The organism is Allobaculum sp. (assembly GCF_047010065.1).
Classification (GTDB): domain Bacteria; phylum Bacillota_I; class Bacilli_A; order Erysipelotrichales; family Erysipelotrichaceae; genus Allobaculum; species Allobaculum fili.
Genome location: NZ_JBKXLD010000009.1, coordinates 20,133 through 38,340, shown reverse-complemented (window position 1 = coordinate 38,340; position 18,208 = coordinate 20,133). Strand labels below are relative to the sequence as shown.

Sequence of the window (18,208 nt, the reverse complement as noted above, 5' to 3'; positions counted from 1 at the left end):
AATTATCCCAAGGAGGCGGTCGAGAAAATACCCGTCTTTTATTTGACGCTTACGAAGGAAAGCCTGCCTTTTCTTCGGCTGATCGCTGCGTCGATCGGCTGTCTGAATTTTCGACGAAAAAACGCCAGGCAAAATGGGCCTGACGTTTTAGCTATTTGTTCATATCGAGTTCAATCGCATCCGGCGCGGTTCGTGTGGACTGGCGGCTGATCATGTAGCAGGGAAGTTCCACTTTCATAGGCTGGATGTTTTCGTTTCGCTTCCAGGCGTCATGCAGCATGCGCATGCCCGTTGAACCGATCTCGTAGGTCGGAACGAAAATGGTGGTCATTGGGGGATAGGTGTAGTTGGTTTCATCGATGTTGTCGAAGCCGATAATCGAAAGATCATCCGGAATACGCAGGCCGGCTTCGTAGCAGGCGCGCATCGCGCCGATCGCGATCGGGTCGCTTGCCGCAAAAATGGCGGTCGGCACCGTTTTGGCATCGATCAGCGATTTCATCATTTCGTATCCGGATTCCCGGGTGAATTCCTTCATTACGACGTACGGTTCAAATTCGAGGCCGGCTTTGGTCGCAAACCGGCGGAAATATTTCAGACGGTCATCGCGGTATACTTCGCCGCTGACGCTTTCAATCCCGCCTAAAAAGCCGACTTTCTTGTGGCCTTCGGCAATGAAGTGGTCCATGACGATCCGCATCGCACCCTTGAAGTCGGGAACGATGAACGCGTTGGTAATGGTATCGAGTTTCATATCGAGAAAAATGATGTTGGGACAGATCGCGATCATTTTCTGGCGATCTTCCGGAGAGAACTTACCGATGCACACCAGACCGTCCACTTTTTCCATGCGGCGCGGAATCGACATTTCCGAAGCAAAAGAGCGGATGATGGTAATCATGTGGTTGGAGCAATAATTTTCAACACCCTGGCGGATGTTCAGGTAATACGGGTCGCTCGCCTCATTTTCCGCGGATACCCACTGAACAATGCCGACCGTCATGGTCGAAACGTCAGCTTTTTTCTTCTTTTTCACGTACCCGAGCGTTTCAGCGGCTTCGAGAACGCGGTCTCGAGTCGACTGCGGCACGCTCAGGGTCAGATCATTATTGAGAATACGCGAAACACTGGCACTGGATACGCCAGCGAGGTTGGCAACGTCTTTTAATGTGGCCATAAAATCACCTCTTATATTTAGTCCATTCTGATAGTAAACGGTATCGCTTATGACGAAAAGAGGAAAAATGATACTCCTCTATTAATTTTTAGTAAAAACAAAGTTTTAGTTCAAGACTTTTAGTAAACATTGAAAGAACCAGTGCGTTTTTGTTAGAATGGGTGTATTGATAGCGGTTAACAAAGGAGAAAAAGAATGCTTGCTAGTCAGTTAAGAGAAGAAATTGTAAACGGGGCGCAGGATGCGCGTCTCACTGAGATCTACGGCAGCCTCGCAGAGTCGCAGAAACCTCGGTACGCCAAAGCCATCGACAAGTTCATGGAACTGTATGGAGACAAGGATGTACAGGCCATCTCCGTTCCCGGACGCAGTGAGGTTATCGGAAACCACACCGATCATCAGCAGGGTGAGGTCCTCGCCACTTCGATCAACCTCGATATCATCGCCATCGTCAGCCCAAGAGAAGACGGTGTCGTAAAAGTACTTTCCGACGATTATGATATTCCTCCAATCGATCTGTCGGACCTCAACGTGCACGAAGATGAAAAAGAAAGCAGTCAGGCCCTCATCCGTGGCGTCGCCGCAAAGATTAAGGAAGACGGCGGCAACATCGGCGGCTTCGACGGCTATATGACCAGCGACGTGCTGCAGGGAAGCGGTCTGTCTTCCTCTGCTGCGTTCGAAGTCATGATCGGAAACATCTTCTCCGATCTCTACAATAATCAGAGTCTGGATCCCGTTGAACTCGCCAAAATCGGCCAGTACGCCGAAAACGTATTCTTCGGCAAACCATGCGGTCTGATGGACCAGTCCGCATGCTCCGTCGGCGGTCTGATTCACATCGACTTCGCCGATAAGCACAACCCGATCGTCGAAAAAGTCGACATCGATTTCTCCGACTTCAACACCTCCCTGTGCATTACCGACGTTCACGCATCCCATGCCGACCTGACGCAGGATTATGCGGACATTCCGTTCGAACTCAAGGAAGTGGACGAGTTCTTCGGAAAGCCGGTTCTGCGCGAAGTGGATGAAGCGGAGTTTTATTCCCGTCTTCCGGAACTGCGTGAAGCCGTGAAAAACGACCGTGCACTGCTGCGTGCCATTCACGTATTTGAGGAAAACAAACGCGTACAGAAAGCCGTTAAGGCTCTCTCCGAAGGCGATCTCGCCGGCTTTGAAAAGCAGATCCTCGCTTCCGGAACGTCTTCCTTCAAATATCTCCAGAATATCTATTCTCCATCCGACTACAAAAACCAGGCGGTTTCTCTGGCTCTGGCTTTAAGCGAACTGGTACTTGACGGAAAAGGCGCTCACCGCGTCCACGGCGGCGGATTTGCAGGCACAATTCAGGCCTTCGTTCCAAACGAACTCGTTGATCAGTACGTGAAGACTATGGACAGCACCTTTGGAGAAGGCGCATGCCACGTTCTTCAGATCCGTCCTTACGGCGGCATCCGCGTATTCTAATCCAAGTCCGCTAAACGCATGCCTGAGCTTTTAAACGGCAAAGCAAGGCAGTCCAACTGAAAATTATGAACAAGCAAAGCAGCCTGCACGCAATCAAATTGCAGGCTGCTTTTTCTCTGTCTGCCAGAAGAAGACGGCTTGAAAAGGAAAGCGGTTTGAAAGCTTTGACGTCCCCTTCAAACTGGAACGATCTGGATTTCAGTGGATGAGAGTGCGCCAAACCGATACAATAGCTCCGGAATATCTTTCTGGTATATCATTCCCCAAAATCGTCTGGGATTACGAAAACCAGAAAGTCTGTTTTTAAAAGGCTGCTTGAGCGGACACCCAGTCGATCCGATCGGCCTGCCGGCAGCTGAACCGAAGCCGGCAGGGAAAACGAAAGAGAAAAAAGAGGAAGAGACATGAAGAAGAAAACAATGATTTTTGATCTGGACGGTACGCTGTATCGCGGAACGGCTCCGATCGAAGCGGGAATCCGCGCGATTGAGTTCTGTCAGGCGCATGACATTCCCTATCTTTTTCTGACCAACAATTCCATGCGCACGCCGCAGGAAAACGCGGAACACATGCTGAAAATGGGCTACCCGAACATTCGCGCTGAGGACTTCGTCAATTCGGCGATGGCCGCAGCTTCCTGGGCGTCAAAATACTGTGCGAAGACCGGAACGCCGCGAACGGCCTGGATGATTGGACAGGCCGGCATGAAAGAAGCGCTCGAACTGGAAGGCTTTGCGATTACGGAAGACCATCCGGCTTTTGTATTCATCGGTCTGGATAAATCCGCAGACTATGCGAAATATTCCAGAGCACTGGGATTTCTGCTCAACGGCGCAAAGCTGATCGGAACAAATATGGACCGCATTCTGGCCAAGCCTGGTGGTTTTGAAGTCGGCAACGGCTCGGTCGTTACGCTGTTTGAATACGCCACGGGACAGAAAAGCCCCGATATCGCCAAGCCAAGTGCTCCGATTCTCGAAACGGCTTTGAATAAGCTCCATATTTCGAAAGAAGAAGCCGTAATTATTGGAGATAATCTGGAAACCGATATCGCGCTCGGTTATAATAATCAAGTTCAGACTCTTTTCGTCCAGAGCGGCGTGCATAAGGAGTCGGATATCGAACGGCTCGGGATTATTCCCGATGAAACCGTGGCAAGCCTGGATGAGGCAGACTTTCTGCGTCTGTCCGCCATGGCTTAGAAAATAGTTTGTTATAATGATCACGGGAAAAAGAAAGAAAGAGTGATTTGTATGGAAAACTTCTTAAATATTTTGTTAATGGTCGACTCAGGTATCATGATTATTCTCGTCCTGCTGCAGAGCGGTAAATCCGACGGACTTTCCGCAGCATTCACGGGAAGCGGAGATCTTAACCTTTTTGCGGTTCAGAAAGAACGCGGCTTCGAAAAGGTTCTCTCGTATGCCACGCTCATCTGCGGCATCATTTTCTTCGCCCTTGTAATCGCTTTACAGATTGTCTAAGGCCATCCGGCCTTTTTTATTTTGCAGGCAAGTTTTTGTATTTTACAGACAGGATATTGTATGAAGAGGGTATTAAAGACTTCTGGACTGTCTCGAAAGGGAGGGATTTGAATGAAGGAAGAAATTGTTGAACTGCTTCAGAAAAAGAAAAAACTGACTCCATACGGACTGAGCAAAGCCATGCACATCCGCACGGAACATGAAAAAAAGGAACTTCAGATCGCGCTCAATGAGCTCGAAGATGAGCGCATCATTTATAACGACCACGAAAAGTACGTCTTCATTGACGGCCAGGAATGGGTGATCGGCAAGATTAAGGACGTTTCTGCAACGGAATATGCGGTTCTCTGCAAGGAGAACAAGCTGTATGTCCCCAAGAAAAACTGCCGCATGATGATGGACAAGGACGAAGTGCTCGTTCACAACTATGGACTGATGCCGGAAGTTGTCCACATTTATGAACGCGGCATTACGTGCATTCCTGGAACCTTCGTCCGTACCCGCAACGGCCTGAAATTCCGCAGCGATGTGGATCTTCACACCTCTTTTATCGTGACCAACCAGAAGGCTTACAAACTTTCGGCCGGCACCAAGGCGGTCGTTAAAGTCGTAGACTATTCCGCGCCGCTTCGCGTAAAAATCATTGCGGTGCTCGGTCGGGAAGACGAACCGGGCGTGGACATCAGCGCCATTCTTGCGGAAAACGAAGTCCGTCAGAACTTCGGCAAGAAAGTCCGCGCGGAATCCGATGAAATTCCAGAACGCGTCCACAAAAAGGAAATGAAGGATCGCCACGATCTGCGCGATCTGATGACCGTCACCATTGACGGCGACTCCACCAAGGACTTTGACGACGCAATTTCTGTTGAAGCGCTGGCCAATGGCGGCTGGAAACTGTACGTCCATATCGCAGACGTCAGCCATTACGTCAAGGAAGACAGCGACATCGATAACGAAGCCTACAAGCGCGGCACTTCGATTTATGTCGCCGACCGCGTTGTGCCGATGCTGCCGTTCGCGCTGTCTAACGGCATCTGCTCGCTGAACCCGGGCGTGGATCGTCTGACACTGACGTGCGCCATGGAATTCAACCCGAACGGCATCATGACCGACTACGAAATTTACGAGAGCGTCATTCATTCGGATGCACGCTGCACATATTCCAAAGTAAACGCCTATCTGGAAAATCCGCAGTCCGTTCCGGAATATGCACCGGTCGGCAATCTGCTCACCGCCTTCTCCGATCTGGCGAAAAAGATGCGAGAACAGACCGAAAAGCGCGGCCATATCGATTTTGAAACGAAGGAACCCAAATTCGTACTCGACGAAAGAGGCGTTCCTGTCGATATCCTCATCCGCGATCGCGGCTGGAGTGAAATGATGATTGAAGAGGCCATGATTGCGGCAAACGTTGCGGTCGCTCATGAGCTTCACTCCAAATCTCTGCCGGGCATGTTCCGAATCCATGAAGATCCGGATCCCGAAAAACTGCAGACGCTGGTCAACATGGCCAGTATTTTGCACGTGCCCTGCGACCTGGATGTCGAAAACTGCCAGCCAAAAGATGTCGCCCGCTTCCTGGCTTCGATCGAAGGCGAAGAAGAGAAGGAAATTCTTTCCACGATCACCGTTCGCTCCATGCAGAAAGCCCGCTACAGCGAAAAGAACGTCGGCCACTATGGTCTGGCGCTCGATGAATACTGCCACTTCACATCGCCAATCCGCCGTTATCCGGACCTGCTGATTCACCGCATGCTCCGCCGTCATGTCATTCATAAGAAAAACGACGAGAAGAGCCTGCTCAAGGATGAAAAGCGCATGGAAAAATCGTCCATGCATCTGTCCGAAAAGGAAAAGGATGCCGTTACGATCGAACGGGCGGTCAACGATCTCGAATTTGCGAAATACATGGAAAATAAAGTCGGCGAAGTATATGATGGCCTGATCGTCGGCGTCACCAGCTTCGGCTTCTTTGTCGAACTCGACAACACCGTCGAAGGCATGGTTCCGCTGCGCAACATGATCGATGACTTTTACAACTACGATGCCGATACGATGATGCTTACCGGCGAAAATACCGGAAAGACCTTTACCCTCGGTATGCCGGTACGTATTAAAGTCCGCGATGTACAGACGGCCAAGCGCCAGATTACGTTCGACTATCTCGAAACGCTTCCAAGCCGTTCTGCGATGCGTCCAAGTACGCCTGTGATCGAAACCGCTGAACCGAAACCGGAAGAACAGCCGGAAGAAGAAATTCTGCAGGCGGAAATCGTGTCGGAAGAACGCGATGCAAACGTGACGATTACAGAAACGGAAGTTCAGACGGAAACTCCGGCAAAAGAACCGCCTGCCAAGGCGGATTCTGAAAAAGCCGAAGATCTGCCTGCCGTCGAAGCGCAGGATGACGATCTGCCGGCGGTAGAATCCGAAGGCAGCGATCTGCCAGCCGTTGAACCGGCAGCCGATTGTGAACTGCCCGCGACCGAGCCTCAGGAAAGCACAGAACTGCCGATTGCAGAACCTGTAAAATAAGCGGATCTTCTGTGCAAAACAGAAATGAAAAATGCAGCGCCATCCGAAGCGATCTTCGGATGGCGCTGCATTTTGCGTCTTAATGGAAAAACTGACAAGGACCGAGAAAGACAGACAAGTACAGACAAGGAATAGAAAGGGACAGGCAAAGGAAGACGAAGCTCATGGCGTTTTCCGATTGTCGGTTTCGATGAAGTTTCTTTCCCAAATCGTCACGAAATCTGCATGCTCTGCGCAATATGTTATCTTATGTGATTTTTACCATTTTTCCTGTCGATTTTTGCAAATGGACCATCGTACTGCGATAATAAAAAACCACAGGAAATTTTTTGCCGGCGATCTGAAGCGGCGAAGCAATCGCTTTCTACGGTGGATTCGCTTTGTCTCGTAACAAAAAGCGCTGAAAAATTCCCAGGTTTCTGTGTAAAGCAGAAAAGGGTATCCGTGCCTGCCGATAAAAAATTCTGTTACCCTGTACTCAGGAAAAACGAAACGATGCAGAGCTTCTGCACGATCGCTTTTTCTCTGTACTTGCCTTGCAAAGTCCGAATACCAATTACAAAAAACGGAAGTCGAAAGGAGGAAGGATTGAAATGAAGAAAATGAAAACCGGACTGGCGGCGCTCGCGCTGGCCATGTCGATGTACATTCCTGCCATTTCAGCCGTGCAGGCCCAGGAAAGCCCGGATCTGCAGGCATCCCATTCACAGACCATCGAAGGACAGAACGGTCTCGAAACCGCCGTTCATGTTACGGATGAGCCGGAAGATTACTCCGTAAAACCGCAGGCTTCGATTGACGAAATTGAAAATATTCCCGAGAGCGCCGTTAAGGTTCCTCGAAAAGTAATCGGTGAAGACGATCGCTATCTGATTGCCCGTACCGATGTGGCGCCGTACAACGCCATCTGCAATCTCACCATCACCTTTTCCAATGGCGGGGTATACTCCGGCACTGGATTTCTGATTGCGCCGGATACGATTCTGACCGCCGGCCACTGCGTCTTTGACCATGACAACAACATGGGCTGGGCGAGATCGATCGTGGCGGTTCCGGGCGGCAAGGATCCATCCAATCCGGACAACCAGTATTCGTCCAAACTGCTCATGGCACCGCCTGACTGGACGAAAACGGGCGCAAGCAATACCGACTACGATCTTGGTCTCATTCGCCTGAGAAAGCCGATTGAAGGGGTGGAACCGCTGAAGCTGGCTACGCTGGATCAGGCCAACCTGGACAAGACGTATGAACTGGCCGGCTATCCGTACAATGAAAACATTTCCCTGGAATCGCAGGGCATGTATGGAGCCAAAGGCCGCCTGCATTCGATGACCGGACGCCGTACCGTTCTGCATACCATTGACTCGTCGAGCGGTCAGTCCGGTGCTCCGCTGCTCAACGAAAACAATCAGGTTGAAGCGATTCATACATTTGCCAAGGCGAGCGAACAGCTCAATGGCGGCGTTGCCATCGACTCCTACATTTACGCGTATGTGGCCTCGTATGCGGCCATCGATGAGCCGGTGTACCGCCTGTACAACCCGAACTCGGGTGAACATCTGTACACGACGGAATACAACGAGCTCGTCAACTGCGTAAACTACGGCTGGAAAGACGAAGGCGTCGCCTGGCATTCCGAAAAGAACGGCGTACCGCTGTATCGTCTCTACAACCCGAACGCGGGCGACCATCACTACACGCTCGATACCGCTGAGCGTGCCGCACTCGTGGAAATGGGCTGGACAGCCGAAGGCATCACCTGCTATACGTCCGCAAGTGAAAACGATCGGCCGGTATACCGTCTGTACAACCCGAACGCGGTTGCCGGATCGCACCATTTCACGTTTAACGCAACAGAACGCGACGGTCTTGTAACGATGGGCTGGGTCGATGAAGGCATTGGCTTCTATTCAAAATAAACTTCATAAAAGACAGGCATGAATTCCCAAATCCTTACTCTGGGCGTTCATGCCTTTTTCGTTTTCTTCACTTCGCCGTTCGTTCTCCGGTTTTTTGGTAAAATGAGAATAAATTTTCATGAGTCAATCAACATCGAACGTTTCCCGTTCTCTGCCTAAATCGGGCAGGGAAGGAAGAACGCTTCGATGAAATCGATATACGAACATTCTGGAGAAAAAAGTATGGATTCGAACCTTTCCAAAGCCAGCCAGGCCTGGCAGCAGGGCTATCGTCTTTGTCAGACACTCGAACAGATGGACCCTGCTTTTCTTAAACCCCTTGAAAATACGCTGACTGAACAGTATCGCATCGAAGTCCTTTCGCTGCTGCTCTATCTGGCCGAAGCGGCTGGCGGTGTCCAGGCCAAACGGGCTGCTCTGATCAACGAAGTGCTGTCCTTTCACTACACCCCGAGTGAATACAACGCGCTGATGAAGCGGCTTTCGCTGCACAAGTCGGATTTCAGCTCGCTCATTCCTGTCGTACTCAAAGTCGCTGCCCATGGCGATCAGCTAAGCGGCACAGGCAGTACGTATCAAAGACAGATTCTTTCCGTTCTCAGCGAAATTTCCAAAAACGCCTGGGAGTGTGCGGGCAAGGATCCCCTTGAAGAACTTGACCAGCAGATTTACATTTTGTTTCTCGACAACTGGATTCACAAAAACCAGCCGGCACCCGATACCCCCAAGGAACTGATCGATACCCTCGATTCGCTCGGCCGTCTGGAGCGGGAACTCGGTCCGTCGCTCTTTCCGGAACAGACTTCGACCATGGGCGGATCGAGCGATCCCAAAACGCAAAATAAACAGGCCCCCAAAACCAGTGAAACAGCCGAAGCGAAACCGGAACAGCCGGAAAAAACACTGGATGAGCTGATGGAAGAGCTCAATTCGCTGACCGGGCTGAAAGGCGTTAAGGAAGACGTCAACAGCCTGATCAACCTGCTGAAGATTCGCCGGATCCGTCGAGAGCGTTCGATGAAGGAAATGCCCGTATCGATGCATCTGGTGTTCACCGGCAATCCAGGAACGGGCAAAACGACCGTCGCCCGGCTGCTCGCCGGCATTTATCATGCGCTCGGCGCCTTAAGCAAAGGTCAGCTTGTGGAAGTAGACCGTTCGGAACTGGTCGGCGGCTATGTCGGCCAGACCGCAATCAAGACGCAGGAAGTCGTCAACTCCGCTCTGGGCGGCGTGCTCTTTATCGACGAGGCCTATGCCCTGGCCGCCGGCAAGGACAAAGCCGACTTTGGCCGGGAAGCGATCGATACGCTTCTGGTCGAGATGGAAAACCATCGTGACGATCTGGCGGTTATTGTCGCCGGCTATCCCGAACCGATGGAAGAATTCCTGCAGTCCAATCCGGGTCTGAAATCGCGATTTAACAAGTTCATCGATTTCCCGGACTATACCCCGGAAGAACTGTATGAAATTCTCTTAGGCATTTGTAAAAAGAACGGCTACAAACTCTCCGAAAAAGCCCAGGAAACCGCGAAGTCGATGTTCAGGGATCTGTACGAAAACCGGGATGCCGATTTTGCCAACGGCCGTACCGTGCGTAATCTCTTTGAAAAAGCCGTCGTACGCCAGGCCAACCGTCTGGTCAAACTCGACACCTTAAGCAACGAACAGCTCGAAACGATCGAAGCCTCGGATCTGAGCGGAGAAGAACCGGAAGATGCAGAGAGTGAAAAAGCAGAGGACGAAGCCAAAAACGAGTCCGCTGCGGAAAATCCTGATCCATCTGCTTCGAATTCGGAAGAAATACCTGCCGAACCAGCCTCTGTTTCTGTAAATACAGATCCAGAAACATCCGAGGCTTCGGATCTGTCGAGAGCAGAGAAGGGCACGGAAACGGAGAACAATCCAAATCAGAAAACGGAACTTCCGTTGCTTCCCGCATCCGACAGCGAGACACCGGCTGCAAGCCCAAAAGAAGAAACAGGTCCCGATCTTCTGGAAGGGGAACTGGATGCCGTCGACGTTCTGGAACGGTTTAAAAACGGCGAAGAAGGCGCCTTTGCGGATCCGCAGGCGCTGGCCAAGGCACTCATATCCCGTGCCGGACGAAAACGTGATGAAGAAAAAGCCATGAAGGCAGCCGCAAAGAAAGAGGACCAGCATGGCAAGTGAGACAAAACGGATTCTCGAACACTTTGATTGGATCGCTGAACAGCTTGGCGAAGATCTTTCCTGGTACATCGTCTATGAAGCAGCGCTCAAAGCCGGGGATATGCTTCATGTAGAAGGCAGCTACGATCTTCCCGACAATAAAAGACGCCTGTACAACTATGCGACAAGCATTGAACTATGCCGGCTGCTTGAAGAACACGTCCTGATCGGCGAGAAGGTGGACATTACCCACGAGTTTTACATCGAAGCCATGGACTATTTCGCGCTCCATGTGCCGGCTGTCCCCACGTTTGAGCTGAGCGGCTATCTGAACTATCTCGACAGCTGGTCCATGCAGTTTACGGACTGGACGAGTGCTCATCCGCAGCCTTTTGAAAATCTGGAAATTGTCGTCAGCACGTGCTGATCGCTTTATGAATGTGCGGACGAAAGATGAATGCTGCCCGCTCGAAATACTCCAGTCCTAAAAAATGGGCAGGGAACAGGAAAATCCGCTTTTCTGTTTGAACGGTTGTGCCAAAAAGAATCTGGATTTCTTCGTGAAAAGGAAGAATCCAGGTTTTTTTACGTTTTCGTGCTGTTTCTTTGAAGGGATCGGATATCTGCTGGACGCCATTTGGGGCTTAAACGGACAGAAAGTACGGCCTGCACCCTGATCCGGACGAAAAAGCGGCCTGTTCGGTCGACTAAGTGTCCAGTTTGGAAACAATTTGAAAGGCGAAATGGAAACCCTTACAATGAAGTCACTCACAGGAAGGAAGTGGTTTTATGAAAAGCAATGTTGTTGTTTCGGTGCTTGTTAATGGGAATAAAACCGGGCTTTCTTCCGGATTAAGCTGGGACAGTGTGCAGTAGGGTCTTTTGACCTGAAGCCATCTGGCCCGGCTTTTTGATACCAGAATTATAGGAGGATTTACAAAATGGATCAGAAATTCAATAAGGTGTTCTGGGATGCATGCGCAAATGGCGACTTCGCAATGGCAGTCGGCCAGATCCGCACCGGAGCTGATGTAAACTACGCCAACGGAGACGGCAGAACCGCACTGATGCGCGCTGCCAAACGTGACCGCAAGGATATCGTTCAGCTGCTGATCGATAACGGTGCAGATGTAAATGCAGCTGACAAATACGGAAAAACCGCTCTGATGGGCGCAGCCAAAAAAGGCAACCGCACAATCTGCAAGGCGCTGATCGAAGCCGGTGCTGACGTGAACGCAAAAGATGACAACGGCAGAACCGCACTCATGCGTGCCGCTCTTCTCGGACAGGATCGCTGCATTCAGGTTCTGCTCGATGCCGGCGCAGAAATCAACGCCCAGGACGAAGTCGGCCGCAGCGCACTCATGGAAGCCTGCATCGCCTTCAAGCGCGACACCATTAACATGCTGCTCGAGCGCAACGCCGATGTGAACCTTTTCGATAATAACGGCTGCACCGCTCTGATGCGTGCGGCATACGGCGGATATCCTTCGCTCGTAGAAAAACTGATCGTTTACGGCGCAGACAAGGATATGGCCGATAAACAGGGCAACAAAGCGATTGATTATGTACGTGAACACTGCAGAGCCCAGCTCGAACCCATGCTGGAAATGTAGACGTCTGAAAGGAAAAAATAATTATGAGAGACTATAAAAGCAGCGAAGTCCGCAACGTCAGTGTCGTCGGCCACTCCGGCGCAGGAAAAACATCCGTTCTGGAAGCGATGCTTTACTACACGGATGCAACGGAACGCTTTGGAAAAACCAGCGAAGGTTCTTCGCTGATCGATTTCGATGCAGAAGAAATCAAGCGAGGCATCTCCATTTACACTTCGATCGTTCCGATCGAATGGGATGAATGCAAAATCAACTTCATCGATACTCCGGGCTACCTTGACTTCACTGGCGAAAAAGAAGCCGGAATGGCCGCAGGCGATAACGTTCTGATCGTGGTCAATGCGAAAGATCCGCTCCAGGCTGGAACCCGTCTCGCCTATAAAGAAGCTGTTGCTTCCCATAAACCGACCATCTTCTTCATCAACCATCTCGATGAAGAAAACACTTCCTTCGACTCTGCTTATGCAGCTCTGCACGAAGCTTTCGGAAAATCCGTTATCCCGTTTGAAGTGCCAATTATTGAAAACGGCGAATACGTAGGTACCGTCAACATTCTGAAAAACAAAGCCTGGTATCATCATGGACCAAAAGCTTCCGACTCCGTCGCTCAGCCTGTTCCGGAAGAAATGGCCGATGAAATCGCCATGTACAAAGACCAGATCGCTGAAGCAGTTGCCATGGGCGACGACGATCTGATGGAAAAATTCTTCTCTGGCGAAGAATTTACCGACACGGAACTGACCAAGGGCGTTCGTATTGGCGTACGCAGCGGTGAAATCATTCCTGTATTCTCCGGCTCCGCCGTCGAAAGCCGCGGCATTGGCCGTCTGATGGATCTGATCATCACGTACTTCCCGTCCTATTCCGAAAAGGGAATCATCACCCTGGAAACGCCGGAAGGCGAACCCGTTGAACTGCTGACGACGGAAGAAGAAACCATGACCGCACAGGTTTTCAAGACGATCATGGACCCGTTCGTAGGCCGTATTTCCTACGTCAAGGTTCTTTCCGGAACGCTCGCTTCCGATTCTCAGGTTGTCAACGGCAACACCGGCAAACCGGAAAAAATCGGTGCGCTGTTCACCATTAAAGGCCGCTATCAGACCGCTGCCGGAAAACTCTTTACCGGCGACATCGGCGCCATCTCCAAACTGCAGAATACGAAAACTAACGATACACTCTGCGCAAAGGGTACCCGTCTGATCAATAAGCCGATCGTCTTCTCCGAAGCTCTGTACGGCCAGGCGGTTACGCCTAAGACAAAGAACGATGAAGACAAGCTCTCCACCGGTCTAAACCGTATTTCCGAAGAAGATCCGACCTTCCGCGTTGAAAACAACCCGGAAACGCGTGAAACCGTCATCTATGGTCTGGGCGACCAGCATCTGGATGTCATCGTCAACAAGCTGAAATCCAAATTCAAAGCGGAAGTTCTGCTGAGCGATCCGAAAGTTACGTATCGCGAAACGATCACCAAGACGGCCGTCGGCGAAGGCCGTCATAAAAAGCAGTCCGGCGGTCATGGCCAGTTCGGTCACGTCTTCGTTGAATTCGCGCCAAACCCGGATGAAGAAGAACTCGTCTTTGACGAAAAAGTATTCGGCGGCGCCGTACCGAAACAGTACTTCCCAGCCGTTGAAACCGGTCTGCGTGAAAACGCCATGGTCGGCCCGCTAGCCGGCTACAAGATGGTCAACCTGAAGACGACGCTGCTCGATGGCAAATACCACGACGTCGATTCTTCCGAAATGGCCTTCAAACTGGCTGCCCGTCTTGCGTATAAAGACGCAATGACCAAGTGCCGTCCGATTCTGCTTGAACCGATCATGAACCTGAGCGTTCGCGTTCCGGATGAATACACCGGCACGATCATCGGCGATCTCAATAAGCGCCGCGGCGCCATCCTGGGCATGGATCCAGAAGGCGATGAACAGGTGATCTCCGCACAGGTTCCGATGATGGAACTGTCCAAGTACGCCATCGATCTGCGCTCCATGACACAGGGCCTTGGAAGCTACACCGTTTCCATGGACCGCTACGATCCGGTTCCGGAAAACATCGCTTCCCGCATTATTGCTGAAGCAGCCAGGGACTAAATCCGCTTCAGGCCTGATCCAAATCTTTCCAAAACTTAACCGAAACAGCATGCCGAGCAGCCGAAAATTCCAGCTGCTCGGTTTTTGGCATACTCTCATTCGGATCTGAGGGAAGTCCTCGCCGGAAGAGGCGGCGGACCCGCGGATTTTTGAACGGTTTTGAATTTTCTGGATTTTCCAGAAGCTTTTTTGACCGATTCGTAAGAAAACGTGTCTATACTCTTTACGGGAATGAAGTTCTCCCTCGGGAAACCGGAACCGCTCATGCACAAATGCAGGCTGATGACTTCTGTGATTTTTTTTTGAATCGCAGAAAGCATCAGCCTTTCTGCGTTTATGGAGGTATTTTATGTTAACGTCTCTGGCTCTGATCATCCTGATCGGACTCGCTTTCGCGAAACTCTGCGAACGGCTGCGGCTGCCGCGCATTATCGGCTATCTGCTCGCCGGAATCTGTATCGGACCCAGCTTTCTGAACTGGCTTGATCCGTCCATTCTTTCCATTTCAGCGGATTTGCGCCGCATCGCGCTGGTCATCATTTTGATTAAAGCCGGCCTGTCCTTGAATCTGAACGATCTTAAACAGGTCGGACGCCCGGCTCTTCTGATGTCCTTTCTGCCGGCATCCTTTGAAATTCTCGGCTTCGTGCTCTTTGCCCCAGCACTCCTTCATATCTCGCTGGTCGAAGCCGCGCTAATGGGATCGGTGGTCGCCGCCGTATCGCCTGCTGTAGTCGTTCCGCGCATGGTGACGCTGATGGAAAAGCGCTATGGCACATCCAAAAGCATTCCCCAGATGATCCTGGCCGGCGCGTCTCTGGATGACGTATTTGTCATCGTGCTCTTCAGTACGTTTTGCGATATGGCCCAGGGGGGCAGTGCGCAGCTGTCCATCTTTTTAAGCATTCCCGTCTCAATTGTTCTTGGTCTTCTTTTAGGCGCCGCGTGCGGCTGGATGCTTTCCAAATACTTTACGTGGCAAAGCCAGAAGGGAAGTGCCGTTCCTGCCGAACGCAAAGCCATTCTCGTTCTTGGTCTGTCCTTTCTGATGCTTGCGGTGGAAGCGCTGATCAAACTATACGTGTCGCTCTCCGGTCTGCTTGCGGTTTTGAGCCTGTCCATGATGGTAGCCAGAGACAGCCAGAAAGAAATTACGCTTACGCTTCAGAAGCAGTTTGGAAGCCTCTGGACCGGAGCAGAAATTTTCCTGTTTGTGTTGGTCGGCGCGGCGGTAGATGTGCAGTACGCGGCCCTGGCTGGTGCACGGGCTGTACTGATGATCGGCATAGCCCTGATCTTTCGGTGCGTGGGCGTTTCTCTCTGTCTGCTTCACACGCATCTCAATAAGAAGGAGCGTCTGTTCTGCATGATTGCCTACCTGCCAAAAGCGACGGTGCAGGCGGCAATTGGATCGACCGCCCTCGATCTGGGTCTGTCATGCGGTCCGATTGTGCTTTCGGTAGCCGTTCTTGCCATTCTGATTACAGCACCGCTAGGCGCCATCGGTATGGATCAGACGTATTTCCGCCTGCTTTCTCACGATGAAAAACCGAAAGAAAAACCGGAGGCCAGCGCTGCAGACGGTAAGAAGCCAGAAGAATCTTCCGCAAAAGCCGTTTTCCATTCGTGATGCAGACAGGCGGATCCGCCTGTCTGCGCAGCGAGCGGTTTCCATTTTGACTCTCGGCCATTTTTCTGAATGGTTAGGAACGAATCCCGCAAAATGCCGGGACAGGACGGATTTTCCAAATTCCTCTTTCTCTGCGCTATACTGATCCTCATATGTCCCGACATTCGGACGGCTTCTGCTTTTCCCCCGAAACAGCCGTTTGCGATCGAGTCTGGGACAGAGCGAAAGAAACAGAAAGAGAGGAGAAATCGGTCATGAAGACACTGAAGTATTTTCTTTCCTTTTATAAACCGTACAAAGGCGCGATGATTCTGGATCTGGTCTGCGCATCGATTCTGTCTCTGGTCGATATTGCCTTTCCGGCCATTCTGAGCGCGTTTACCGCGAAAGCTGCGGGCATCTCCGGTCCCGCGCTGCTGAACTGGATGCCGTGGGTCATTCTTGGACTGCTCGTGCTGTACGGCATTCGAACGGCCTGCCGCTTTTATGTCGCGTGTCAGGGCCACAATACCGGTGCCCAGATGGAAAGCGACATGCGCAGAGATCTGTTTGATCAGTACATGAAGTTCTCGCACGCCTATTACGATCAGGTCAATACGGCGACGCTCAGTTCCCGCATGGTTTCGGATTTGATGGATATTTCCGAAATGGCGCACCACTGCCCGGAAAACCTGCTCATCGCCTCGGTGAAGCTGATCGGTTCGTTTGTGATCATGTTTTCGATGAACCTGACCCTGTCTTCGATTTTGCTGGTGATCACGATTCTGATGGCCATTACCGCCTGGAAGCAGAACCGGCGCATGAAAGAAACGTTCAAGCTTAACCGCGTGAAAATCGCCGGAATCAACGCGTCGCTGCTCGATTCGCTCGAAGGCATTCGCGTTGTAAAAGCCTTTGGCAGCGAAAAGCAGGAACAGAAGAAGTTCAGAAAAGCCAATCGCGAATTTCTTGATTCCAAATTTCAGAACAACCGCGTCATGGGAATTTACTACAGCTCGAACTACTTTTTTCAGGGACTGCTCTATACGGCCGTCATCGGTGCCGGCGGCTATCTGATTGCGACTGGAAAAATGCAGGCGGCAGAACTGGCAGCCTTCGCTCTTTACGTCAACGTGTTCATTGGTCCGATCGACATTCTTCTTGAATTTGCGGACAGCCTGATGAAAGGCTTCACGGGCTTTCGCCGCTTTGAAGAAGTCATGGAAACGAAACCGCAGATTACCGAAAAGCCCGATGCCAGATCGCTTGAAAATGTGAAAGGCGACATCGCCTTTGATCACGTTTCCTTCCGCTACGATGACGACACGCCGGTGCTCGATCAGGTCAGCTTCGAAATTCCTGCCGGCGGCCGCTACGCGCTGGCTGGTCCGAGCGGATCGGGAAAATCGACGATCTGTTCGCTTATCCTTCGCTTTTACGATGTGACCGGCGGAGCCGTTCGCATTGACGGTGTGGATGTCCGGGATCTGACGCTCGAGTCTCTGCGCCAGCAGATCGGTGTGGTGACGCAGGATGTCTACCTGTTTGACGGGACCATTGCGGACAATATTCGTTACGGAAAATGGGACGCGACCGAGGAAGAAGTCCTGGAAGCGGCACGTAAAGCCAGCCTGGCGGAATTTATTGAATCGCTGCCCGATGGACTGCAGACGCGTGTCGGCGAAAAGGGAACCCGTCTTTCCGGCGGACAGAAGCAGCGTATTTCGATCGCGCACATTTTCCTGAAAGATCCGAAAATCGTCATTCTCGATGAGGCGACTTCCGCACTCGATAACGAAAGCGAATACTACATCCAGCAGGCTCTTGAAAAGCTGACCGAAAACCGGACGTCGCTGACGATCGCGCATCGTCTTTCTACGATCGAAAACGCGGATCGCATTCTTGTCGTAGATGGCGAGGGCATCAGCGAAAGCGGAACCCATGAAGAACTGATCGCGCAAAACGGTCTGTATGCGTCTTACGTCTTCCGCCAGTTCGGCCAGCACGAAACGCATTAAGCGCAAAATCATTTTGAAACGACGAAACGCCGTATCCTCGCAGAACAGGGATGCGGCGTTTTTGAATGCTCGAAAATCATGCCAGGGTCCTTTGGAAAACGGAGAAAAAAGGCTGTGCGCCTCTCCTGCAAAT

The 18,208-nt window shown here is 51.4% G+C and carries 12 protein-coding genes and 1 riboswitch; of the genes, 11 read left to right on the top strand and 1 reads right to left on the bottom strand.

The window, feature by feature from the left end:
* Positions 1–151 precede the first annotated feature (151 nt).
* The gene (locus ACLUYS_RS01730) at positions 152–1,177 is read right to left on the bottom strand and encodes a LacI family DNA-binding transcriptional regulator (protein WP_230266820.1); all 1,026 of its coding nucleotides are present in this window, start codon (positions 1,175–1,177) and stop codon (positions 152–154) included.
* Positions 1,178–1,372: 195 nt separating this feature from the next.
* Between ACLUYS_RS01730 and ACLUYS_RS01725 the strand changes: the two genes are divergently transcribed.
* The 11 genes from ACLUYS_RS01725 (at position 1,373) to ACLUYS_RS01675 (ending at position 18,075) form a co-directional block, all read left to right on the top strand.
* Positions 1,373–2,647 carry a galactokinase gene (locus tag ACLUYS_RS01725; RefSeq protein ID WP_230266821.1) on the top strand — a complete coding sequence of 425 codons (1,275 nt, stop codon included), beginning with the start codon at positions 1,373–1,375 and terminating at the stop codon, positions 2,645–2,647.
* A gap of 404 nt (positions 2,648–3,051) precedes the next feature.
* The gene (locus tag ACLUYS_RS01720) at positions 3,052–3,849 is read left to right on the top strand and encodes an HAD-IIA family hydrolase (RefSeq protein WP_412658791.1); all 798 of its coding nucleotides are present in this window, start codon (positions 3,052–3,054) and stop codon (positions 3,847–3,849) included.
* Between the two features lie 51 nt (positions 3,850–3,900).
* Positions 3,901–4,131, top strand: a complete 231-nt coding sequence (gene secG / locus ACLUYS_RS01715) for a preprotein translocase subunit SecG (protein WP_230266823.1) — start codon at positions 3,901–3,903, stop codon at positions 4,129–4,131.
* Positions 4,132–4,242: 111 nt separating this feature from the next.
* Positions 4,243–6,666 (top strand): ribonuclease R, encoded by a 2,424-nt coding sequence (gene rnr / locus ACLUYS_RS01710; protein WP_412658789.1) that lies wholly within the window; start codon positions 4,243–4,245, stop codon positions 6,664–6,666.
* Positions 6,667–7,259: 593 nt separating this feature from the next.
* Positions 7,260–8,585, top strand: a complete 1,326-nt coding sequence (locus ACLUYS_RS01705) for a trypsin-like peptidase domain-containing protein (protein WP_412658787.1) — start codon at positions 7,260–7,262, stop codon at positions 8,583–8,585.
* A 222-nt stretch (positions 8,586–8,807) separates the two neighbouring features.
* Positions 8,808–10,757: an AAA family ATPase gene (locus ACLUYS_RS01700; RefSeq protein ID WP_412658786.1), complete on the top strand. Its 1,950-nt coding sequence runs from the start codon at positions 8,808–8,810 to the stop codon at positions 10,755–10,757.
* Positions 10,747–11,163: a hypothetical protein gene (locus ACLUYS_RS01695; protein WP_230266826.1), complete on the top strand. Its 417-nt coding sequence runs from the start codon at positions 10,747–10,749 to the stop codon at positions 11,161–11,163. Before ACLUYS_RS01700 ends, ACLUYS_RS01695 begins: the two co-directional genes overlap by 11 nt.
* Positions 11,164–11,677: 514 nt before the next feature.
* Positions 11,678–12,352 (top strand): ankyrin repeat domain-containing protein, encoded by a 675-nt coding sequence (locus tag ACLUYS_RS01690; RefSeq protein WP_230266827.1) that lies wholly within the window; start codon positions 11,678–11,680, stop codon positions 12,350–12,352.
* A 23-nt stretch (positions 12,353–12,375) separates the two neighbouring features.
* A complete protein-coding gene (fusA, locus tag ACLUYS_RS01685) occupies positions 12,376–14,448 on the top strand; it encodes an elongation factor G (protein WP_230266828.1) in 2,073 nt (690 codons plus the stop codon).
* Between the two features lie 218 nt (positions 14,449–14,666).
* A riboswitch (Fluoride riboswitch) is annotated at positions 14,667–14,747 on the top strand.
* A gap of 50 nt (positions 14,748–14,797) precedes the next feature.
* Positions 14,798–16,078 (top strand): cation:proton antiporter, encoded by a 1,281-nt coding sequence (locus ACLUYS_RS01680; RefSeq protein ID WP_288338809.1) that lies wholly within the window; start codon positions 14,798–14,800, stop codon positions 16,076–16,078.
* 254 nt (positions 16,079–16,332) lie between these two features.
* Positions 16,333–18,075: an ABC transporter ATP-binding protein gene (locus ACLUYS_RS01675; protein WP_412658783.1), complete on the top strand. Its 1,743-nt coding sequence runs from the start codon at positions 16,333–16,335 to the stop codon at positions 18,073–18,075.
* Positions 18,076–18,208: the final 133 nt, after the last annotated feature.